Here is a 20956-nt window from a genome sequence, read left to right as displayed (position 1 = left end):
GCGGGGCGCCGGGCCCGGCGTTCAGGAGGAGGGCCGGGTCCGGCCGGGCCTGGCCGCCAGCAGTTCGTCGACCAGGGTGCCGAACCGGCGGACGGTCGCGGCGATCGAGTCCGTCGCGGCCTCCGCGCGGAAGGCCTCGGGGTCGTCCAGCGCCCTGTCGATCCGGTCCCTCAGCCCGGCCTCGTCCCGGGCGAGCGCGATGAGGCCGGAGGCGGACAGGCGGGCGCAGAACCGCTCCTGGTGGTCGTCCACGTGCTCGCCCAGGCCCGGTGAGCGCGGGACGACGACGGGGAGCAGCCCGCGGCGGCGGCTCTCCGCGATGGTCGTCGGTCCTCCGTGGCAGACGATCACCGAGGCCCGCGCCATGAGGGAGGTGAGCTCGTCGTGGCCGAGGTAGGCGTGCCCCTCCGCGACGCGGGGAGCGGGCGACCTGCCGTACTGCACGACGCATCTGACGTCGCGCCCCCGGGCGTCCGCCGCCCAGGCGTCCGCCCACTCGACCAGCCTGGCGAAGGGGTGGTGGTCGGTCCCCACGGAGACGAAGACGAGCCGGCTCTCCCGGTCGGTCACAGAAGCCCTCCGATGACCGTGGCCCCCGGATAGAACCGGCGCTGTTCCTCCCACTGCACGAGGAAGAGGGTCGTGAAGGGGCGGCAGAGCCGGCCCGTCAGCGTCGGGCTGTCAAGCCGGTCGTACACCTCGATGTAGACGGTAGGAATGCGTAAAATCTTCGCAAGAACGAAAAACGGGAATGCGAGCGCGGCTCCGGTCGAAACGATCAGATCGGGGCGCTTCCGCCGGAGCAGTCGCCAGGCGAGGACGAAGTTCCGCAGCAGGTTCGGGACATTGCGGGTCGTGGGATGGTGTCCCCAGGTGATCTGCTCACCGCTGAGCCGCGAGGACGCGTCGTCGGTCCGGAAGGTGACCCAGGTCCGGTCCCACTCGCGCCACCACGGCTCGAGCGCGTCCAACTGGGCCAGGTGGCCTCCGCTGGACGCCACCAGCAGGACACTTCTCGCTGCCGTCACCCTGGCCCGATCTACACCGTGAGATTGATGTTCGTTCAAGCAAGAGTAGAACATCAGCCATATTCCGGTAAACTTCGAGCGAGCTTTTGGCTTGAAGGTTCATCTGGGGTCGAACCAGCGTACGGGGCTCACCCAGCCGGCACAGATCGATTAGGGGGACCCGCGTGGCGGGAGGTCAGGCCACTCCGTTCCGTTCCCAGCTTCTCGTGCAGGCGCTCCGCTACCGCAAGGCTCTGATCACCGTCTGCGTGCTGCTCGGCACCCTCCTCGGCGTGGGAGCGGCCCAGCTGATGCCGCAGAGCTACAAGGCCTCCACGACCGTGCTCATCATCCCGCTCAGCGGCAACCCCTACTCCCCCGAGGGCAGGGGCGACGACCTGATCAACCTCGCGAGCGAGACCCAGCTGGTCACCGCCGACACGGTGATGAACCGGGTGGCGAGCACCCTCGGCGGCAGCGTCGACCGGGCCTCCATCCCCGACCGGGTGACGGTCGAGGTCCCCGCCAACACCCAGACCCTCCTGATCACCTTCACCGCGGGCGACCCCGACACCGCGAGCAAGGGCGCGGCCGCGTTCGCCAACAGCTACCTCACGTATCGCAGGAACCGCTCAGAGTCGATCATCGACGGCAAGATCAAGCAGGTGGAGGAGCAGTCGGCCAAGGTCGACGCCAGCCTCCGGAAGGCCACCAACGACCTGTCCTCCGGCAAGCTCTCCTCGGCCCGGCGCACCTACCTGACGCAGCGGGTGACTCAGTTCACCAACCAGCTCGCCGTCCTCGAGGAGCAGGCCAACGACCTCGCCAGCACCCCGATCTTCCCCGGGCAGGTCATCTCCTCCACCCCCGCCTCCAGCGGATCGAGCCTGCTCGGCACGCCCGAGCTCGGGGTCGCCGGCCTGCTCGCGGGCCTGCTCGGCGGTCTGGGACTGGGCATGCTGCGGGAGTACGGCGACGACCGCCTGCGCGACGCCGAGTCCGTGGAGCGGTACGGCGTGCCGGTCCTGGCCGTCAGGAGCATGCCCGCGCAGCCCTACGAGCCGCTGACGACGCCGGACTCGCAGGACGACGAGGAGCTCCGCAAGCTCCGGGTGGCGGTGCTGACCAGGATCACCGACATGCCCGCCTCGATGCTCGTCGCAGGCGTCTCCGGAAACGACCACGCCGCGCGGCTGAGCGCCGACCTGGCCCTCGCCCTGGGCGCGGGCGGGACCGAGACGATCCTCATCGACGCCGACCACACCGCGACGCCCAGCGCGTCCGCGCTGCTCGGGGCGACCATCCAGCGCGGGCTGACCGACGTCCTGCTCGACCACGACGACCCCCAGGCCCTGCTGCGCGAGGCCGGCCCCCAGACCCAGCTCCTGCCGCAGGGCACGGACCTCAAGAACGCCTCCAGCCACTTCCTCGGCCGCGGGCTCTTCCAGACGGTGAACGTGTTCCGGCACAGCGCCGACCTCGTCATCGTCACCGGCCCCCCGCTCGACGACCCCGACGGCCAGGCGCTGAACATGGTCTCGTACGCCACCCTGCTCGTGATCACCGCCGGCGTCACGCGGCGGCGGGAGGTGCGGGCCGCCTACGCCCAGGCCGAGCAGGCCGAAGCGAAGATCATCGGCGCGGTCGTGCTGACTCCGCCGAGCCGGCGCGAGCTGCGCGCGGCGGTGGCCCGCGAGGCCTCGCGGGCCACCGCCGAACCGATCCTGGTGGAGTCCTCGGTCATGTCCGCGATCACCGCGGCGGAGCCCCGGGACCGGGCCGGAGAGGCCGAGGTCGTCATAGAGGACCCGGAGGTCGTCGACGAGGACGCCGTCGTGGAGGAGCCGGAGATCGTGGTGCTCGACCTGCCCGACCCCGACGACGAGCCCAGGCCGATGACCGACGAGGCTCCGACGATGGCCTTCCCCCGGATCAACAACGACACGCCCGCCAAGACCGGCCGCTCGAAATGAGCCAGCCGGGCAACCTGGCCTCGATGGCCAGAGGCGGCTCAGTCAACCTCGTCGGCGCCGCGGTGACCGGAATATCCCAGTTCGCTCTCGTGCTGCTGGTCGCCACCCTGTACTCCGCGGAGCTCAGCGGCGCGTTCTTCGCCGCCACCTCGGTCTTCCTCATCCTGGGCGCGCTGTGCGAGCTGGGCTGCGACGTGGGGCTGCTGCGCTGGGTGCCCCGCCATCTCGCGCTCGGCCGTACCCGCGACGCGGCCCGCTGCGTCGACGCGGCGCTCATCCCGGTGGCGGGCGTCTCGGTCCTCGTCGCGGCGGGCCTGTTCGCCGCCGCCCCCTTCCTCGCCGCCGTGCTCGACGGCGCCCGGACCGGCCAGACCACGTCCATGCTGCGGGCGCTGGCGGTCTTCCTGCCCGTCATGGCGGCGGCGAACGTGCTGCTGGCGGCCACCCGCGCCCACGGGAAGATGCGGCCCACCGTGCTGATCGACCGGATCGGGCGGCCGGTGGCGCAGATCGGCGGCGTCGCGCTGACCCTCGTCCTCGGTGACGAGCCGGCGCTGCTCACCCTCATGTGGGCGCTGCCGTACCTCCCCGCGCTCGCGGCCGCCGCGTGGTGGTACCGCGGCCTGCGCCGGACGAGCCCGCCCCAGGCCGAGCCCCCGGCGGCGATCCGGACGCTGGCCGCCGAATACTGGCGCTTCACCGCGCTGCGGGCGCTGGCCAGGGTCTGCCAGACCGCGCTCCAGCGGGCCGACATCGTGATGGTCGCCGCGCTCAGCTCGCCCCGCGACGCGGCGGTCTACACGGTCGCCAGCCGCTTCGTGGTCTTCGGCCAGCTCGGCACCCAGGCCGTGCAGCAGGTCATGCAGCCCGTCGTGAGCCGTCAGCTGGCGCTGGACGACCGCGCGGGAGCCCACCAGACGTTCTCCGTGGCCACCGTGTGGACCGTTCTACTGACGTGGCCCGTCTACGTGACGACCGCCACCGCCGCGTCCCTGTACCTCTCGCTCTTCGCCGAGGAGTACCACGCCGCGGGGGTCCTGCCGGTGCTCGTCCTCTCTCTGGCGATGATGTTCGCCACGGCCGCGGGTCCCGTCGACACGATGCTGCTGATGAGCGGCCGGAGCGGCCTGAGCCTGCTGAACACCGCCGCCGCGCTCGCGATCGACGTGGCCCTCGGACTGGTGCTCATCCCGCGGTTCGGCGTCCTCGGCGCCGCCGTCAACTGGGCGGTCTCCATCGTGGTCCGCAACGTGCTCTCGTTCGTCCAGGTCAGGGCGGCGACGGAGATGACGCCGCTCAGCCGCGGCCTCGCCTGGGCGACCGGCGCGACGGTCCTCTCGTTCGGAGGACCGCTGCTCCTGCTGCGCCTTCTCGGCGCTTCGACACCCGTGCTCTTCGCCGGCTTGGTAGCGTGCGCTGCGATTTATGTAATCCTGCTGTGGAAAATCCGTGAACGCGTCTCCCTCACCGCGCTGTCCGCCCTGCTCCGGCGGCGCACGCGCAGGGGCGCCGCGGCTCCGGTGATCGAGGAGGTCTGATGTCGGCTCTGGCCAACCTTCGTGCGGTGCGGCGGCGCTCACGCGTCGTGCTCCGCCGGCTGACGGGGCCGTCGCCTTCGCACGCGCTCATGTCCGCGGCGAAGTCCCTGCCGATCCCGGCGAAGGTGCGGGTCCAGCTGTCCACGGCCCTCCTCCGCCAGCGCGGCTCGGTCACCGTCCCCATCGACCGGCTGCTGCTCGGCGCGCAGAACGGGTGGACCGCCACCGAGTTCAGCACCAGGACCGGGGACATGCTCTGGGGCTCCACCCCCGTGTCCGAAGGCCCCCACGTCGCGCTGCTGCGTCTCGCCGACGGCCGCGAGCCGTCCGACGCGGAGATCCTCGACAGCCCGTACGGCACGCTCGCCCGCCGCGCCGTCGCCACCGGCGGCCGATACTTCTGGGCGACGGACGACGCGGGCATCGTGGAGACGGCCCGGGCCTTCATCGACCGGCACCGCGGAGGCGCGCCGCAGGCGCCCCGGACCTACCAGAGCGGGCCGGACGACCCCATCCTCGTCGCCCCGGTCAAGTGGTCCGGTTACTACCAGGTCCTGGACGGGCACCACCGGCTGGCGAGCGCCGTGCAGCGGGGCGAGCGCAGCGCCGAGGTGACCGTCAAGCGGTTCCCGGTGACGACCCCGCTCCAGGACCACCTGCTCCGGATGAGCTGGCTCGACGGCACGCGGGAGCTGTACCAGCCCATCGACGCCCCCGAGCTGGCCGAGAGCTGGCCGACCGTGCGCAAGTGCACCGATCGGCGCGACAAGATGCGCGAGTTCCTGGGAGACCCGGCGGGCCTGAGCTACCTGGACGTGGCGAGCTGCTACGGCTGGTTCGTCTCCGAGATGGGCAGGCTCGGCATGGACGCCCACGGGGTCGAGCGCGACCCGTTGGCCGTGCCCCTCGGGCAGGCGGTCTACGGTCTGCCCGCCGGGGCGATCGAGACCGGTGACTGCGTGGAGATCCTGGGCGCGGCCGACCGCACCTGGGACGTGGTCTCCTGCTTCAGCCTCCTGCACCACTTCGTGCTCGGCCGCGCCTCGGTCGGCCCGGAGGAGCTGCTCAGGCTGCTCGACCGGGTCACCGGCCGGGTGCTGTTCCTCGACACCGGCCAGGAGAACGAGGCCTGGTTCAGGACCTCCCTCGCCGGCTGGAACCCCTCCATGATCGCCGACTTCCTCCAGCGCAACACCACCTTCTCGAAGATCGTCGACCTGGGGCCGGACGACGACGCCGTGCCTCCGTACGCCGACAACTACCGGCGCCACCTGTTCGCCTGCGTCCGGGAGGACCGATGACAGCGCGCCGCAGCCTGTTCGGCGGGGCCGCAGCCCTCCTCCTGCTGCTGTCGGCCTCCTGCGCCACCTCCGAGGCCACGCGTCCCGCCTCCTCGGAGAGTTCCGAGACCCCGGCGTCCGCGGTGGCGGGCGGTGTCTGGGCCACCGGCTGGAATGCCGACGGACAGCTCGGCCATCCCACCGAGGAGATCGCGACCGCGCTCGGCCAGGTCCGGGGCGTCGACGGCGGGCCCGCGCTCGACCGGGTCACCGCGGTGGCCGCCGGCGGGCGGCACTCCCTCGCGCTCCTCGACGACGGCTCCGTGGTCGCCTGGGGGGCCAACGACTTCGGCCAGCTCGGCGACGGCACCACCACCGACCGCTCGGAGCCGGTGGCCGTACGCGCCCCGGACGGGCGGGACGGCGAGCTCAAGAAGGTCGTCGCGCTCTCCGCCAACAGCGACTTCTCCATGGCGCTGCTCGCCGACGGGAAGGTCGTCACCTGGGGGAAGGGCGACGCGGGGCAGCGCGGCATCGGCAGTGAGACCGCGCCGCCCACGCCCACCACCGTCCTCGCCCCGGACGGTTCGGGTCCGCTGACCGGGGTCACCGCGATCGCCGCGGACGGACGGACCGAGCTGGCGCTGCTCGAAGACGGCTCGCTGCTGTCCTGGGGCGCGAACAAGTACGGCATGGTCGGCGACGGCACCACCGAGGACCGCTCGCTCCCCGTCCCCGTGCGCGGACTCGACGGCGCCGAGCAGCTGACCGGCGTGACGGCCATCACCATCGGCGGGCAGCACGGGCTGGCGCTCCTCCAGGACGGCTCGGTCGCCGCCTGGGGCTACAACGACATGGGCCAGCTCGGCACCGGCGACTACAAGACGCGCATGACCCCGGAGCTGGTCTCCGGCCCCGGCGGCCGCGGCCCGCTGCGGGGGGTCATCGCCGTCTCCTCCGCGGAGAAGCACAACTTCGCCATACTGAGGGACCACACCGTCGTCTCGTGGGGCAACAACACCGCGGGCCAGCTCGGTGACAACACCCTGGAACGCCGCACGACGCCCGTCCAGGTCGTCGGCGCCAACGGGGAGGTGCTCCGCGCGGTCCGCAGCGTCTTCGCCGGTGAGGCGTACGGCGCCGCGATCCTCGACGACGACACGGTCCGGACGTGGGGCGCCAACGGCAAGGGCCAGCTCGGCTCCGGGGACCGGAACCCCCGCAGCCGCTCGGGCCCGATCGTCCTGGCCGGCGGGGAGCAGCCGGGCAGGGCCGTCACCGCCGCGGCGGGCGAGCGCCATCTGCTCCTGGTGTTGCAGCAGGCCTACTGACAGGAGGGCTGAGGATGAGACGTACCGGGTTCGTCGCACTGGCCACGATGGTCGCGATCGCGTTCTCCGCCTTCCCCGCCGCCGCGGAACCCGTCCCGGGGTGGGAGGCCGTCCCCGGGGCCACGGCGCCCGTTCCGGGGTGGGGACCCGATCCGGAATGGGAATCCGGGGCCGCGGAGCCCGCCGTGGAGCCGGAGGCCGCGGAGCCCGGGACCGTGGAGCCTGAGACCGTGGAACCCACCGCGGAGCCCGGGACCGCGGAGCCCGTTCCGGGACCGGAGTCCTCCCCGGAGACCGCGGGGTCCGCCCCTGAGCCGTTCCGCGTCCAGGGGCGGAAAATCATGTTCGGCGCGGTCGGGCAGTACCGCGAGGAGATCCTCGGCCGGGAGCAGGAGCTGGGGCAGCCGCTGGAGGCGGTCCGGGTCTTCAAGCGCTGGGACGAGCCCGTCTTCAACGAGCACCAGGTCTGGGCGCGCGACACCGGCCACACGATCTTCGTCTCCGTCAAGTCGCGCCGCAAGGACGGCAGCGACATCCGCTGGCGGGACATCGCCGACGCGCAACCCGGCAGCGAGCTGCACTCGGACATCGTGCGCCAGGCGCAAGAGCTGCGGGACTTCGGCGCCGTGGTCTACTTCACCTTCAACCACGAGCCGGAGGCGAAGGGCTCCCGCGCCATGGGCGAGGGGGCGGACTTCGTCGACGCCTGGCGGAAGATCGTCGATGTCCACTGGGCGCAGGGCGTCCGTCTGGCCCGCTATGTCTGGACGGTCACCCCGGTGGCCTTCGACCGTACCGATCACACCTCCGCCGAGCTGTTCTACCCGGGCGACGACTACGTCGACCACATCGCCGCGGACGCCTACAACTTCTACAACTGCAGCAACCCCGAGGGAAAGTGGCTCAGCCTCGCCGAGGTCATCGAGGGCCACCGCCGGTTCGGCCTGCGCCACCCCGACAAGGGACTCATGCTCCTGGAGTGGGGCTCCGTGGAGGACCCGGCGCAGCCCGGCCGGCGGGCCGAGTGGCTCGCCGACGCGACCCGGACGCTGCTGAGCCCCGGCTACGAGCAGTACCGCGCGGTCCTCGCCTGGGACGCGCGCAACCTGGACGAGGAGTGGGCCTGCGACTTCGACTACGCCTCGACCTCCGACGCCCTCGCGGCGTGGCGGGAGATGGGGAGCCACTCCGCCTTCGGTGCCGGGGGCCCGTGCGAGATCGGCGACTGCGTACGCATGACGGACTTCTTCGCTCCCTCCCGCCAGGCCATGCGGAGCCGTCCCGTACGCCGCGGGGGCCGGCGACCCGTACGCCGCGAGGGCCGGCGGGCGCGCTGAACGGCGCATCCGCCGGCCCCCGCGACGGGAACCGCCCGCTCAGTAGGCTCCGACGCCGCGGGTGACCGCGGACCAGGTCTTCCACAGGATCTGCAGGTCGAGCACGAGGGACCAGTTCTCGACGTACCTGAGGTCCAGCCTCACCGACTCCTCCCAGGTCAGGTCCGAGCGGCCGCTCACCTGCCACAGGCCGGTCATGCCGGGCTTGACGAGCAGGCGCCGGCGCACGTCGTCGCCGTACTGGGCCACCTCCTCCGGAAGCGGCGGACGCGGTCCGACCAGGGACATGTCGCCCCGCAGCACGTTCACCAGCTGCGGCAGCTCGTCGAGCGAGTAGCGGCGCAGCCAGGCGCCCACGGGCGTGACCCTTGGATCGTTCCTAATCTTGAACAGTACGCCGTCACCCTCGTTGAACGCGGCCAGCCCGATCTTGATCTGCTCGGCCTCCGGGATCATGGTCCGAAACTTCAGCACCGTGAACTCCCGGCCGCCCTTGCCGATCCTGGCCTGCCGGAACAGGACGGGACCGCGGCCGGACACCTTGATGAGGGCCGCCACGACGAGGAGGAGGGGCAGCAGCACCAGCAGCGCCAGCGCCGCGCCGATCCTGTCGAAGGCCCCCTTGACCAGCTGGCGGATGCCGTCGAGGTCGGGGTGGGCGACGTGGAGCAGCGGGAGCCCCGCGACGGGGCGGATGTTGATGCGCGGGCCGGCGACCTCCATGAGCGCGGAGGCGACGTAGAGGTCGGTGCCGTCCTCCTCCAGCCGCCATGCCAGCCGCCGGAGGGCGGCCCCGTCGAACTCGGGGCAGGAGAGGACCGCGACCGTGTCCGCACGGACCTCCCGGACGGTCTCGGGCACGGTGGAGAAGTCTCCGAGCACGGGGAAGCCGTCGAACTGCTTGGGCCGGTCGGAGTCCTTCGAGGGCACGCAGGCCGCGACGATCTTCATGCCGTGGTGCGGCTTGCGGCTCAGCTGCGTGTGGAGTTCGAGGACCGGAGTCCAGTGCCCGACCACCACGACCCGGCGCATGCAGGACCCCTCGTAACGGCGGCGGTGCAGCCGCTGGCGCAGGCCGTACCTGATGAGGGCGTCCAGGAAGCCCGCGAGCGGGATCCCGATCATCACGTAACCGCGGGCGATCGGGGTCTGCGTCGCGTAGGCGATGATGGCCATCGCCGAGGCGACGCCCAGCGCGGCCCGCAGCACCTTGTGGTACTCCTCGGGACCCTCTCCGAGGTAACGCTCGTCGTAGCCGCCCACCGCGGCCATGACCAGAGGCCAGACGACGACGAGCACGCCCGCCAGGACGATCTCCAGGAAGCTGAGATAGCCCAGGAACCACCGCACCACGACGACGCCCGCGAGCGACACGACCACGCAGGCGACGTCGGCGAGCGCCGCCGTCAGCACATACGACCGCACCCACTCCGCAGGACCCGTGCTCGGACGTGAAGCATCGACTTTTTCACCAGCAACAACGCTCATACACCCTCGCCGCGCACTTGACCCACACCATGCACAACAGACGCCGCTGCAGGTGCCGTGGTTCACACCTTACTCAGCCTTGTCATCCATATGCTTCATGATAGGAAGGGCGGGTTTTAAGGTGAACTCCACCTGCTTGTCCACATCTGGTCATCCATCTGTGAACATCTCCTGTAGACGGAGGACCACGGACGTTCAGGAGAGGTCGCGCCGTCTCCCGGCGGTCGGCGTGACACCGCGTGAAACAAGGGGATGCAGTTCCGGGATGTGCGGCTCCTGCGGCTGAGGGCACAGGGCTTCTTGTCAGCTCTTGCCGTTGACGGCCCGCCCCGGGATCGTTCCATACGGGCGTGCCTGCGTTCGCGCTCCGGTGCGAGCGGACGGAACGTGGAGGACGGCGTCAGGTTCCGGCGGAGCCGGCCGCCCGGCCCGGTGGCTCGGACCGGCTCGACTCGACGGCTCGGCCCGATTCGCGGGCACGCGTCTCAGTCGTACTCCAGATCCGGGAGGGCCGACGGCGGCTCGGGACTGCGCCAGACGACGACCGCGGAGTCGTCCGCGGAGTCCACCGCCGCGCTGAGCCGGTCGACGTCGAAGTCCGGAAGGTAGCGGAGCCTCGTGAGGAAGGCGGCGTCCGTCGCCGACCGGGGCACGACGCAGCCCTGGCCGTCCCGGTCGAGCAGGATGTACAGGATCTCCGCGTCGCTCTCGCCGGCGATCCGCACCTCGACGACGTCCTCCCACGCGAGGGCGTCGACGCTGCCGTCCGCGTAGTGGCGGGTCACGCCTTCTTCGGTGACGTAGACGTAGGTATCCGGCACTGAGTTGCCGTGCATGGCCGCGATTGTGACGACTCCAGGGCTCTCCACGCAATAGAGCCGCGCGAGCCGGACGGTCACCGCCGCTTGCGGATCACTCCCCGGGGGGCGCGCCCCAGCCGTGGTCGAGGTGCGCGGCGACCGCCCGCCGGGCGGCCTCCTGCGATCCCGCGCCGATCGCGTCGAGCAGGTCCCGGTGCTCGGCCACCAGCACGTCCCGGTCGGCGTAGGAGTCGCGCAGCCGGACCAGGCCCAGCCGGGTCTCGGCCGCCAGTGCGGCGTAGAGCCGTTCCAGCCGGGGACTGCCCACGGCGACGATCAGGGCCTGGTGCAGCGCCATGTGCTCGGCCACCACGTCGGACCAGGGCGCGTCGCCCGGCAGCGCGGCCATCCGTTCCAGCGCCCCGTCCGCCTCGGCCACCCGCCGTCCGGCCAGCGAGGCGGCCATCAGGTCCTCCAGCGGGCGCCGGACGAACATCAGATCGTCCAGATCCTCCCCCGTCACCTCGGCCACCTGGGCGCTGCGGTGCCTCTCCCTGCGGAGCAGGCCCTCGTGGACCAGGGCGGCCAGCGCCTCGCGGACGGTCGGCCGGGCCACCCCGTAGGCGGCCGAGAGCTCCTGCTCGGGCAGGGCCGTGCCCGGCGGGATCTCCCCGGAGAGCACCCGGCGGCGCAACTCCTCGGTGAGCGCGGTGACGGCGGAGACGGGGCGCAGGGGGACGGTCACACGGGAAGCCTATTGCCGGGACCCCGGCCCGGCGGTCCGCACGTCGTCGGCGAGCGCGCCGCCGGGAACGGAGGCGACGGCCGTGCCGGCGGAGGCGGGGACGACGGCCGCACCCGCGGAAGCAGAGGCGGCGGCCGCACCGGCGGGACGTACCGGCGCGCGCCGTTCGGGGAGGGCCGCGGAGACCAGGCCGGCTCCCATCAGCAGCAGGCCGGCGGCCGAGACCGGGGTGAACCGCTCGCCGAGGACGGCGACACCGAGCAGGGCGGCGACGGCGGGCTCGGCCAGGGCCAGGGTCGCCGCGGTTGCCACCGGGGTGGTGCGCAGGCCCCTGCCGTACAGGACGTAGGCCAGGGCGGTGGTGGCGCAGCCGAGGTAGAGGACGGCGAGCAGGCCGCGCGGCTCGGCGAGCCAGCCGGCGCCCGTCCAGAGCAGGACCGGGAGCATGACCAGGCCCGCCCCGCCGAAGAGCGCGCCCATGACCGTGTCCGAGGGGACGCCGGAACCGATCACCCGGGCCGCCGCCACCGCGTAGAACGCGTAGAGCAGCCCGCCGAGGAGCGCGAGCAGGACGCCGTCCGCGCGGACCTGCCCTCCCCCGCCGGTGAGTACGGCGCAGCCCGCGACCGCCGCCGCGGTCGCCCCGGCCCAGCGCCGGGTGGGGGCGACGCGGTCCAGCGCCCAGGAGAGCAGACCGGTGAAGACCGGCCCGCTGCCGATGGCGACCACGGTGCCGACGGCCACACCGGTCCGGCTGATCGCGGCGAAGTAGCAGAGCTGGTAGGCGGCCACCCCCAGCGCGGCGGCCAGGAGCAGGCCCCGGCGAGCCGGCACCCGTACGGCGGGCCCATCCGCGGTGACGGCCGCCGTGGCGACCGCGGTGGCGACCAGCGCCAGGCCGCCCACCACCAGGCGGGCGGCCGCCACGGAGATCGGGTCCACCCCGGAGACGAGCAGTCCGGCGGTCCCCGCGGTGCCCCAGAGCACGGCGGCGCCGAGAACGGCGAGCTTCATGGAAGCATTGTCAGACAACCAGACAATGAAAGTCCAATTGTTTGCGACCTGGCCGAAGACGGCCGGTCCACCACCGTTTCCTCCGAGTACGAGCGGGTAGCTTCCCCCGCGTGGGACTCCGGGGCACCGGCGCCGGGGACCACGACGCTCCCGCCGGCGACCTCGTCACCGGCCCTTCGTCATCGACACCCGCGGAGGTGGCCTCGTTGTCCAGGGGAACGTTCGAGGAAGGCGCCGAGGCCGCCTTCCGGCAGAGGATCGGCACCGCCACGCCGCACCGGCTGGACGGCTCGGAGATCACCACCTCGGCCGAGGCCATGACGGCCATCGCCGAGGCGCTGTCGTTCCCCGACACCTTCGGCAACAACCTCGACGCGCTGTACGACTGCCTGACCGACCTGTCCTGGTTGCCGCCCGGCGAGCACGCGCTCGTCTGGACGAAGACCGCGGTCCTGAGGGACGCCGACCGCCCCGCCTACGACGCGATCCGGACCGCGCTCTCGGAGGCCGTGACCGACGACACCCCGGAGAAGGCCTTCCTCTCCGTCTTCCTCCTGACCGACTGAGCCGTCGCCGCGCAGTGGGCGCAGAACGCGCCCTCCCGGCCCTCGCGGCAGGTGCAGGACCACCGCAGGACCCCGTCGGCCACCTGGAAGTCCACGCACGCGGCGGAGTCGTCCACCTCGGCGATCACCCGCAGCGGGCCGAACCTGACCAGCTGCACGGCCCCCGACTGCTCGAGCTCGTCGCCCCTGGTCAGCACGGCCTGCGCCGCGCGGGCCAGCTCTGCTCCGGCCAGCTCCGCCATCCCTGTCATGGACGCCTCCCCTAATCCTCAGGAAAGACGTGCCCGGAGTGCCCGCGGTTCCGCATTACCTCGGGGACACAGAATTTTTCTCCTCAGGGGCGCCGCGGAAGGGGGTCGCGCGTCCCTGGCCGCGCGTGCTCCGCGTTGCTACAGTTTCGCCACCGTTAACCGCGCATATCCACGATGCGAGGTATTGTGACCCGCCGCACATATTCGATCAAGACCAAGATCTTCACTCTGCTCCTGGTCCCCCTCGTCTCCCTCGTGACGATCTGGGGTTTTGCGGCGGCGATCACCCTGCGGAGCGGCCAGGAGCTTCTCGTCGTCCGCACGGTCCACGAGCACGTGACCGTCCCGACCCGCGCGTTCGCCACCGCCCTGCAGCACGAGCGGCTGCTGTCCCTGACCTTCCTGGGCGACCCGGCGGCCTCCCGTTCCGCACTGGACGCCCAGCGGTCCAGGACCAACACCGCGCGCGCGGAGCTCGACCGGATGTCCGCGGAGGGCCGGGCGGACATCCCCGGCCCCCTGTGGGAGCGGATCGTCCGGCTGCTGACAGCGGCGGACCGGCTCACCGAGGCCCGCAGCGGGGTGGACACCCGCTCCGCCGGGCGGCTGCAGACCCTCGACGCCTACAGCGAGATCGTCCAGCTGGCCTTCGACGTCTACGAGAAGCTCCGGATCTCCGCCGACATCGACCTGATCGACCAGGTCCGGGCAGCCACCGTGGTCGGGCGGAGCCGCGAGATGCTGAGCCGGCAGGCCGCGATCGTCTCCGGGGTCGTCTCCGCCCGTGCCATCGGTGCGCAGGAGCGCGCGCGGTTCGCCGAGTTGACCACCAGCCGCAGGCTGCTCTACTCGATCGGCGTCAAGCAGCTCGACGAGGAGTTCCAGGCGTCCTACGCGCGCCTGGCGACCTCGCCGGCCCACTCCGCCTTCGAACGCGTCGAGAACACCTTCACCACCGCGGCCCGGCCCGAAGCCTCCTGGGCGACGGCCGCCATCGCCCTCTCCGACACCCTCGACCGACTCGCCGGCGACATCAGCCAGCGCATCGCCGACCGCGCCGAGCCGCTGGCCGCCGGAACCCTGATCCAGATCGGCGTCGCCGGCGGGCTCGGCCTGGTCGCGGTCGCGGCCTCGATCTTCGTCTCGGTGCGCTTCGGCCGCCGGATCGGCTCCGAGCTCGTCGGCCTCCAGCAGGCGGCCCTCGACCTGGCGAACCGGCGCCTGCCCGACGTGGTCGCGCGGTTGCGCAGGGGCGAGGACGTCTGCCCGGTCTCGGAGTCCCCCGCGCTGAACCACGGCACCACCGCCGAGATCGTGAGCGTCGGCGAGGCGTTCTCCTCGGTGCAGCGGACGGCCGTCGAGGCCGCCGTCGGCCAGGCCGAGATGCGCAAGGGCGTGGGCAAGGTCTTCGTCAACCTGGCCAGGCGCAGCCAGTCCCTCCTGCACCGGCAGCTCGCCATGCTGGAGACGATGGAGCGGAGGGCCACCGACCCGGAGACCCTGGAGAACCTGTTCGCCCTGGACCACCTGACCACCCGCATGCGGCGGCACTCCGAAGGACTGATCATCCTGTCCGGCTCGGTGCCCGGCCGCGGCTGGCGGACCCCGGTCGCGATCTACGACGTGGTCCGCGCCGCGGTCGAGGAGGTCGAGGACTACCGCCGCGTCACGGTCGAGGTGCCGCACGGCCCGGCGCTCGCCGGCACGGTCGTCACCGACGTGGTCCACCTGGTCGCCGAACTGGTGGAGAACGCCGCGATCTTCTCGCCCCCGAACACCCCGGTGCTCGTGCAGGGCGAGCCCGCCGCCCGGGGGTACGCGATCGAGGTCGAGGACCGCGGCCTCGGGATGAGCCCGGAGGAGATGGCCCAGCTCAACGAACGCCTGGCGCACCCGCCGGAGTTCGACCTGGCCGACAGCGACCGGCTCGGCCTGTTCGTCGTCGGCAGACTCGCCGCCCGCCACGGTATCCGCGTCTCCCTGCGGCCGTCACCGTTCGGCGGCACCACCGCGATCGTGCTCATCCCGGACGAGCTGGTCGCCGAGACACCGGAGCCGCCCGCCGAGCGGCCGGTCCAGGTCGAGCGGGCCGAAAGGACCGAACCGGTCGAACAGGCCGAGCGGCCCGAACCGATCGGGGCCGAACCGGTCCGATCCGAGCCGGTCCGATCCGAGCCGGTCCGATCCGAGCCGGTCCGATCCGAGCCGGTCCGATCCGAGCGGGCCGCCGCCACGGGCGGCGGCCTGCCCAGGCGTGTCCGGCGTACCGTGCCCGGGCAGGCCCCCCCGCGGCAGGCCGTACCCGGCGGCCTGCCGCAGCGGTCACGGCACCCGGACGGCGAAGAGCCGCCCCCCGTGCCGAGCCGCGTCCTGGCGTCGTTCCGCGAGGGATGGCGCCGTGCCGAGCAGGAGGGTGATGGGAAATGACGGAGCGCTGGCTCGACCAGGACGCCGGACCGATCATCCGCCCCTACACGGTCACCAGGGGACGGACCCGGCCGACCGGTGCCCGGTTCGACCTGATCGCCACGGTCTCGGCGACCGGGTCCGCGGCCCCCGGCCTCTCGCCGGAGCACCGCAGGGTCCTGGCGGCCTGCCGGCGGCCGATCTCGGTGGCCGAGCTGGCATCCGGCACCGGCCTGGCCGTCGGGGTCGTCGGCGTCCTCCTGGGGGACCTGCGTGACGCCGGGCTGGTGACCGTACGGACGTCATCGGGCGGGGCGCAGCCCCGGGTGGACCTCCTCCGCGACGTCCTGGCCGGGCTGAGGACCCTCTGACCCGCTCCCGTGGCGGCCCGTGACCGCCGGAACCGGCCGCTCGGCCCTCAGAACCGGTCGGCCCTCAGAACCGGCCCCTCGGCCCTCAGTCCGTGGCCAGCCGGGCGTGCCGCTCCACGTCGTGACGTTCGTCCCCGTACCTCAGCTTGGCCCGTTCGATCCCCTCGGCCGCGAACCCCGCCCGAACCGCCACCGCGCACGAGGCGGGGTTGTCCAGCCGGTGTCCCAGTTCGAGGCGGAACAACCCGCGCTCCCTGAACGCCCACTCGGCCAGCGCGGCCGCCGCCGCCGTCGCGACACCCCTGCCCCGGGCGTGCGGCGAGGTCCAGTAGGAGACCCACCCCGTGTCGTGGGCGTCGATGTTGCTCACCGCCACGTTCCCGACGACCTCGCCGTTCACCGTGACGGCGAAGGCCTGCGCGTCGTCCCGGAACCCCCAGAAGCCCATCCACTCCAGCGCGGCCTCGGGCGTGTCGATCGGCCTGGCCGCCTGCCGGGCCATGTCCGGCACGGCGAAGGCCGCGAGCACGGCGGGCACGTCACCGGGGTGCCACCCCCTCAACCTCACCTCGACCACGCGAACACCCTACCGATCACCGCCGGAGCGGAACGACGCCGAATTCGATCTTCCCACACCCGCATATCTTGTGAGAGCGCTCCCAGCGGGAGCATCATGGACCCCATGACGATCGTCCGGCCGTACCGCGCCACCGACCACGCCGCGCTCTACGACATCTGCGTGCGCACCGCCCACGAGGGCGGCGACTCCCGGCACATCTACCCCGACCTGGAGCTGATGCCGAGCATTTTCGCAGCTCCTTACGCCGAGCTGGAGCCCGACCTGACCTTCGTCCTCGACGACGGGGAGCGTGCCGTCGGCTACGTCCTGGGCACCGCCGACACCCCCGCCTTCGTCGAGGCCTACCGGGCGTCCTGGCTGCCCCGACTGAGAGAGCGCTTCCCCGCTCTGGACGGGCCGCCGTCCACTCCGAGCGAGGTGATGATCGATCTCATGTACCGCCCGGAGCGCATGATCGTTCCCGAGCTGGCCGGATACCCCGCGCACCTCCACATCGACCTGCTCCCGGACCACCAGCGCAAGGGCCACGGGCGCGCGCTCATGAACGCCTTCCTCGACGCGCTGCACCGCAAGGGCGTCGAGTACGTCCACCTCGGCATGGTCACCGCCAACACCGCGGCCCGCGCCTTCTACGACCGGCTCGGCTTCCACGAGATCCCCGTCGCCGACCCGGGACCGCTCACCTATCTCGGCCGGAGAACGGACCGGACAGCGCCGCCCACTGCAGAAGCATGATCGTCTTGGCGTCGGCGATCTCCCCGGTGGAGATCATGTCCAGCGCCTTGGCGAAAGGCAGCTCCACCACCTCGATGTCCTCCCCCTCCCCGGCCACCCCGCCGCCGCCGGAGGTCCTGTGCGCGGTGCTGTACGGCGCGGCGAAGAAGTGCACGCGCTCGGTGACGGAACCGGGGCTCATGTAGACGTCGAAGACGTGCCGGACCTCGCCGATCTCACAGCCCGTCTCCTCGGCGGCCTCGCGCCGGATCGCGGTCTCCGGGTCGTCGTCGTCGAGGAGTCCCGCGGCGGTCTCCAGCAGCATGCCGTCGGGGTGCCCGTTGACGTAGACCGGGTAGCGGAACTGCCGGGTCAGCAGGACCGTTCCGCGCCCGGCGTCGTAGAGCAGCACGGTGGCGCCGTTGCCCCGGTCGTAGGTCTCGCGCTCCTGGGTGTCCCAGGAGCCGTCCGCCCGCAGGTAGTCGAACGTGGTCCTGCGCAGGACGTACCAGCTCGACGAGAGGAGCTCCACCTCGCGCACCCGGACCCCGGGGTTGCCGGTCAGGTCCAGTCCCTCCCGGTCCAGCCCAGTACGGCCCCGCCGGTCGGGGACGTCGATCCCCGGCACCCCACCCGACACGTTTCTCCCCCTCGGTCCCGCCCCGCCTCCGGCCGGCCCCACCGCGCGGCCGGGTGATACCGACTCCGCACTGTACATGAGCACAATGCACCCGAAGCCGGGCGACGGTCAGGCCGGCGGACCGCCGGCGGCAGGTCGGCGGGCCGCGGGCCGGCGAGGCGGAGGACGGGTCAGCGGACCGCCAGCCTCGCCAGGCCCGGGTAGTCGGTGACGATGCCGTCGCCGTCGCAGACGAGGTCGGCGCTGAAGCCCTCGCTCTCGAAGCGCACGGAGTCCGGCCCGAGGTGCGTGTAGCTCTGCGGGTGGTGGACCACGTGCAGGTGGGGCACCTGGACCAGGGCCATCACGAAGCCCATCCGCCCCTGGCTCCGCAGCAGGCCGTGGCGGAGCAGCGGCATCGTGTTGGTCAGCGGGGACAGGGCGAGGTCGCAGTCGAGCGCGTCGTTGAGGCCCATCATGTCCCCGCCGGGCTCCGGCCCTTCGAGCCCGCCCTCGCACTTGGTCTCGCAGGACCAGCCGCCGTCGGTGCCGCGCCGCAGGTCGAGCGCGCGCGCCCAGCCCGCCCCATGCGCCCGCACGGTCAGCAGCTCGGTCACGTACTCGGCCGAGGTGCGCAGGGAGTACTCCAGGCGGTAGGGCACCGGATCCGTCCCGATCGCCACCCCGACCGCCGTCAGCCCCGACGAGAGGTCCACCTCGGCGTACTCGGCCCCCTCGTCCTTCATCCACACGAGCCCGCGCATCGCGCCCTCCTTCCCGCAGAACCCTCCAGCTCCTCCGTGCCCCGGAGAACCGGGGTGAACCACGCGTCGGCGGAAGGCCGCGCGGGCCGCCCCGTCACACGGCGGAACCGGCCAGCGGCCGCTCCTCGACCGCCGGAGCGGCAGGGACGGTCCGGGCGGCCGGGGCAACGGGCCTCGCCCGCCAGTCGAGGGGCGCACGGCGCTGCCGTCGGCGCAGGGTGAGCACGGCGGCGGCGGTCAGGACCGCGACCAGGCAGATCAGGTTGACGGAGTAGAGACCCTCGCCGGGAGCGATCAGCCGCTCGTTCAGCATGTCGTACCCGGCGTGGAAGCCGACGGCGAGCCAGAGCTCCCCGGTGGCCATCCGGCAGGCGACGAGCACGAATCCGAACGCCGTCGCCTGCGCCACGTAGAGCAGCTTCTCCTGGAGGGAGCCGGCCCCGCTCTGGGAGATGATGTGCAGGGCGCCGAAGAGGACCGAGGTGACGGCCACCGTCACCCACGGCGGCAGCGACTCGCTGAGGTGCCGGAACAGGTAGCCCCTGAACCACAGCTCCTCCGGTACGGCCTGCACCAGCAGGGCCGCCGGCACGGTGACCGTGAGCCAGGCCGGGACACTCGCCAGGGAGGCGTCCGGGGCCCAGTCGGCGGCGCCGAGCGCGACGCACAGGGCGTTCGCCGCGCAGACCGCGGCGGCTCCCGCGGCCGTCCCGAGCAGTGCCCTGCCGGCCGCCCGGCGGGAGACGGCCAGCCCGAGCTCGGTCCAGGAGCGGCCCTCGACGACGCGCTGCACGCACCAGGTCAGGCCGATCGCGCAGGCGGTCACCCCGGCCCCGGCCACCAGGTAGAAGGCGTCCGCCGACATTCCGGGGATCAACGAGACGAACAGGACGGTGAAAATGGACGCGAAGAGGCCCGCCACGGTCAGAGCGGACCGCCAGACGGGTTCGAGACGATCGGAGCGCATGCGCCAAAGCTAGGAACGGCGACCCTCCGGACGCATGAGGCGTGGGCATTCCGCACCGTGGCTTGGACCATGTCTGGCCTCGCCCATACCGTCCCGTGGTCCGCCTTGGCGATCCCCTGACGTGCGGACGGACCGGGCCGTCACCCGCCCATCCGCACGTAGTCCACGGTCATGGTGCTGTCCAGGTCCGCCGCCGGACGGCCCGCCTGCGAACCGACCGCGATGTTCAGGATGACCTCGGCGGGCGAGCCGGACGGCACGCGGTACGGGAGGACCCGCACGAGCCTGCCGTCGATGCGGAACCACACCCGGCCGGACGGGCCCGTGGTCCACCTGACCTCGTACACGTGCCAGCGGGTGGCGTCGACGCCGTACGCCCCTCCGGCGCCGGAACCGGCACCGGAGGTGTGCACGTGGTACTCCGGATCCCAGGCGGCCCCGTTGAGGCCGTTCTCCATCAGGTCGATCTCGCCGTAGTGCGGCGTCTTCGCCGCCGGCGTGCCGAGCAGCCAGATCGCCGGCCACGCTCCGGCCTGCCGGCGCGACAGCTTCGCCCGGACCCGGAGGGTCCCGCCCGCCCGGGCAACCCTGGAGACGAGCCGCGCCGAGGTGTACCTCCGCGACACCCCGTCCGCGCCGACGTACTTCTCCCGCCGGGCGTTGATCACGAGGTGGCCGGCGCCGTCGAGTCGCGCGTTACGGCCGCCGGCGGTGTAGCACTGCTTCTCGACCCCGTGCCCCCACATGCATCCGGTGAGCTGCTTCCACTTCGACGCCGAGGGCGCGCTCCCGGCGGGGCCGGTGAACTCGTCCCGGAAGGAGCGGACCTCCGCGGCCGAGGCGTCCACGTCCCCCGGCGCAGCCGTCCCGGATGCCTGCCCCACCGCGTCATCGGGCACCCCCATCCCGGGCAGCCCACCCGCGATCTCCCCCGCCCCCGGCAAGGGCACCATGCCGACTCCGGGCGTCCCCGGCAGGGGCACCGTGCCGGTTCCGGGCGTCCCCGGCCAAGGCGGATCGTCCACCCCGGTCCCGGCCTGCACCGGTGTCCCCGCCCCCAGGAGCAGAGCGGCCGCCGCGGTGACCGCGACCCGCCCACCGGCTCCCCTGAGCCCGTGGACCGTCATCGGACGCGCTCCCGGCGGGGAACCCGGGGCCGCCGGCAGCCCGGCAGGGCATCGGACCACCCCCGTGGCGGGCGGTGC

21 protein-coding genes are annotated in these 20956 nt (G+C 72.6%); 9 read left to right on the top strand and 12 right to left on the bottom strand.

Annotation, left to right across the window (positions count from 1 at the left end; all coding sequences use genetic code 11):
• Window positions 1-21: 21 nt before the first annotated feature.
• Window positions 22-570 (bottom strand): glycosyltransferase, encoded by a 549-nt coding sequence (locus IEZ07_RS31180; protein ID WP_191898082.1) that lies wholly within the window; start codon window positions 568-570, stop codon window positions 22-24.
• Window positions 567-1001, bottom strand: a complete 435-nt coding sequence (pssD, locus tag IEZ07_RS31175) for a PssD/Cps14F family polysaccharide biosynthesis glycosyltransferase (RefSeq protein WP_239321047.1) — start codon at window positions 999-1001, stop codon at window positions 567-569. Before pssD ends, IEZ07_RS31180 begins: the two co-directional genes overlap by 4 nt.
• A gap of 191 nt (window positions 1002-1192) precedes the next feature.
• Between pssD and IEZ07_RS31170 the strand changes: the two genes are divergently transcribed.
• The 5 genes from IEZ07_RS31170 to IEZ07_RS31150 are packed head-to-tail and all read left to right on the top strand — an operon-like array spanning window position 1193 to window position 8466.
• A complete protein-coding gene (locus IEZ07_RS31170; protein WP_191898080.1) occupies window positions 1193-2980 on the top strand; it encodes a Wzz/FepE/Etk N-terminal domain-containing protein in 1788 nt (595 codons plus the stop codon).
• The gene (locus IEZ07_RS31165; RefSeq protein ID WP_191898079.1) at window positions 2977-4518 is read left to right on the top strand and encodes a lipopolysaccharide biosynthesis protein; all 1542 of its coding nucleotides are present in this window, start codon (window positions 2977-2979) and stop codon (window positions 4516-4518) included. The genes IEZ07_RS31170 and IEZ07_RS31165 overlap by 4 nt, the downstream gene beginning before the upstream one ends.
• The gene (locus IEZ07_RS31160) at window positions 4518-5819 is read left to right on the top strand and encodes a ParB N-terminal domain-containing protein (RefSeq protein ID WP_191898078.1); all 1302 of its coding nucleotides are present in this window, start codon (window positions 4518-4520) and stop codon (window positions 5817-5819) included. Before IEZ07_RS31165 ends, IEZ07_RS31160 begins: the two co-directional genes overlap by 1 nt.
• Window positions 5816-7129: an RCC1-like domain-containing protein gene (locus tag IEZ07_RS31155; protein ID WP_191898077.1), complete on the top strand. Its 1314-nt coding sequence runs from the start codon at window positions 5816-5818 to the stop codon at window positions 7127-7129. Before IEZ07_RS31160 ends, IEZ07_RS31155 begins: the two co-directional genes overlap by 4 nt.
• Window positions 7130-7143: 14 nt before the next feature.
• Window positions 7144-8466, top strand: coding sequence for a glycosyl hydrolase (locus tag IEZ07_RS31150; RefSeq protein WP_191898076.1), 1323 nt, complete (start codon window positions 7144-7146; stop codon window positions 8464-8466).
• 39 nt (window positions 8467-8505) lie between these two features.
• Here IEZ07_RS31150 and IEZ07_RS31145 read toward each other — a convergent pair whose 3' ends face one another.
• From IEZ07_RS31145 to IEZ07_RS31130, 4 genes are all read right to left on the bottom strand, one after another.
• Window positions 8506-9891: a sugar transferase gene (locus IEZ07_RS31145; RefSeq protein WP_373868895.1), complete on the bottom strand. Its 1386-nt coding sequence runs from the start codon at window positions 9889-9891 to the stop codon at window positions 8506-8508.
• A 548-nt stretch (window positions 9892-10439) separates the two neighbouring features.
• A complete protein-coding gene (locus tag IEZ07_RS31140; protein ID WP_068898282.1) occupies window positions 10440-10790 on the bottom strand; it encodes a hypothetical protein in 351 nt (116 codons plus the stop codon).
• 76 nt (window positions 10791-10866) lie between these two features.
• On the bottom strand, window positions 10867-11499 hold the full coding sequence (locus IEZ07_RS31135) for a GntR family transcriptional regulator (RefSeq protein WP_068898280.1): 633 nt from the start codon (window positions 11497-11499) through the stop codon (window positions 10867-10869).
• Window positions 11500-11508: 9 nt separating this feature from the next.
• Window positions 11509-12513 carry a DMT family transporter gene (locus IEZ07_RS31130; RefSeq protein ID WP_191898074.1) on the bottom strand — a complete coding sequence of 335 codons (1005 nt, stop codon included), beginning with the start codon at window positions 12511-12513 and terminating at the stop codon, window positions 11509-11511.
• 110 nt (window positions 12514-12623) lie between these two features.
• Between IEZ07_RS31130 and IEZ07_RS36070 the strand changes: the two genes are divergently transcribed.
• On the top strand, window positions 12624-13079 hold the full coding sequence (locus tag IEZ07_RS36070) for a barstar family protein (protein ID WP_239321050.1): 456 nt from the start codon (window positions 12624-12626) through the stop codon (window positions 13077-13079).
• Here IEZ07_RS36070 and IEZ07_RS31120 read toward each other — a convergent pair.
• Entirely contained in the window at window positions 12989-13330 is a 342-nt protein-coding gene (locus IEZ07_RS31120) for a hypothetical protein (protein WP_191898073.1), read from the bottom strand. The two genes, IEZ07_RS36070 and IEZ07_RS31120, sit on opposite strands and share 91 nt — an antisense overlap.
• Window positions 13331-13504: 174 nt before the next feature.
• On the opposite strand from IEZ07_RS31120, the gene IEZ07_RS31115 reads away from it, so the two are divergent.
• Both IEZ07_RS31115 and IEZ07_RS31110 read left to right on the top strand, forming a co-directional pair.
• The gene (locus tag IEZ07_RS31115; RefSeq protein WP_191898072.1) at window positions 13505-15757 is read left to right on the top strand and encodes a sensor histidine kinase; all 2253 of its coding nucleotides are present in this window, start codon (window positions 13505-13507) and stop codon (window positions 15755-15757) included.
• Complete coding sequence (locus IEZ07_RS31110; protein ID WP_191898071.1) at window positions 15754-16107, top strand: DUF742 domain-containing protein; 354 nt, start codon at window positions 15754-15756, stop codon at window positions 16105-16107. Before IEZ07_RS31115 ends, IEZ07_RS31110 begins: the two co-directional genes overlap by 4 nt.
• An 85-nt stretch (window positions 16108-16192) precedes the next feature.
• Here IEZ07_RS31110 and IEZ07_RS31105 read toward each other — a convergent pair whose 3' ends face one another.
• Window positions 16193-16684, bottom strand: coding sequence for a GNAT family N-acetyltransferase (locus IEZ07_RS31105; RefSeq protein ID WP_191898070.1), 492 nt, complete (start codon window positions 16682-16684; stop codon window positions 16193-16195).
• Between the two features lie 105 nt (window positions 16685-16789).
• On the opposite strand from IEZ07_RS31105, the gene IEZ07_RS31100 reads away from it, so the two are divergent.
• Window positions 16790-17422: a GNAT family N-acetyltransferase gene (locus IEZ07_RS31100; RefSeq protein ID WP_191898069.1), complete on the top strand. Its 633-nt coding sequence runs from the start codon at window positions 16790-16792 to the stop codon at window positions 17420-17422.
• Here IEZ07_RS31100 and IEZ07_RS31095 read toward each other — a convergent pair.
• The 4 genes from IEZ07_RS31095 to IEZ07_RS31080 all read right to left on the bottom strand — a co-directional run bounded on the left by IEZ07_RS31095 (window position 17367) and on the right by IEZ07_RS31080 (window position 20878).
• Complete coding sequence (locus IEZ07_RS31095; RefSeq protein ID WP_153054320.1) at window positions 17367-18041, bottom strand: NUDIX domain-containing protein; 675 nt, start codon at window positions 18039-18041, stop codon at window positions 17367-17369. The genes IEZ07_RS31100 and IEZ07_RS31095 overlap by 56 nt on opposite strands.
• Before the next feature lie 170 nt (window positions 18042-18211).
• A complete protein-coding gene (locus IEZ07_RS31090; RefSeq protein ID WP_191898067.1) occupies window positions 18212-18784 on the bottom strand; it encodes a putative glycolipid-binding domain-containing protein in 573 nt (190 codons plus the stop codon).
• Window positions 18785-18878: 94 nt separating this feature from the next.
• Entirely contained in the window at window positions 18879-19751 is an 873-nt protein-coding gene (locus IEZ07_RS31085) for a CPBP family intramembrane glutamic endopeptidase (RefSeq protein WP_191898066.1), read from the bottom strand.
• 140 nt (window positions 19752-19891) lie between these two features.
• Entirely contained in the window at window positions 19892-20878 is a 987-nt protein-coding gene (locus tag IEZ07_RS31080; RefSeq protein ID WP_191898065.1) for a glycoside hydrolase family 16 protein, read from the bottom strand.
• Between the last annotated feature and the right edge of the window lie 78 nt (window positions 20879-20956).

It is taken from the genome of Planomonospora parontospora, assembly GCA_014647935.1.
GTDB lineage: Bacteria > Actinomycetota > Actinomycetes > Streptosporangiales > Streptosporangiaceae > Planomonospora > Planomonospora parontospora.
The sequence above is the reverse complement of the archived record's forward strand: the minus strand, read 5'-3'. Positions and strand labels throughout refer to the sequence as shown.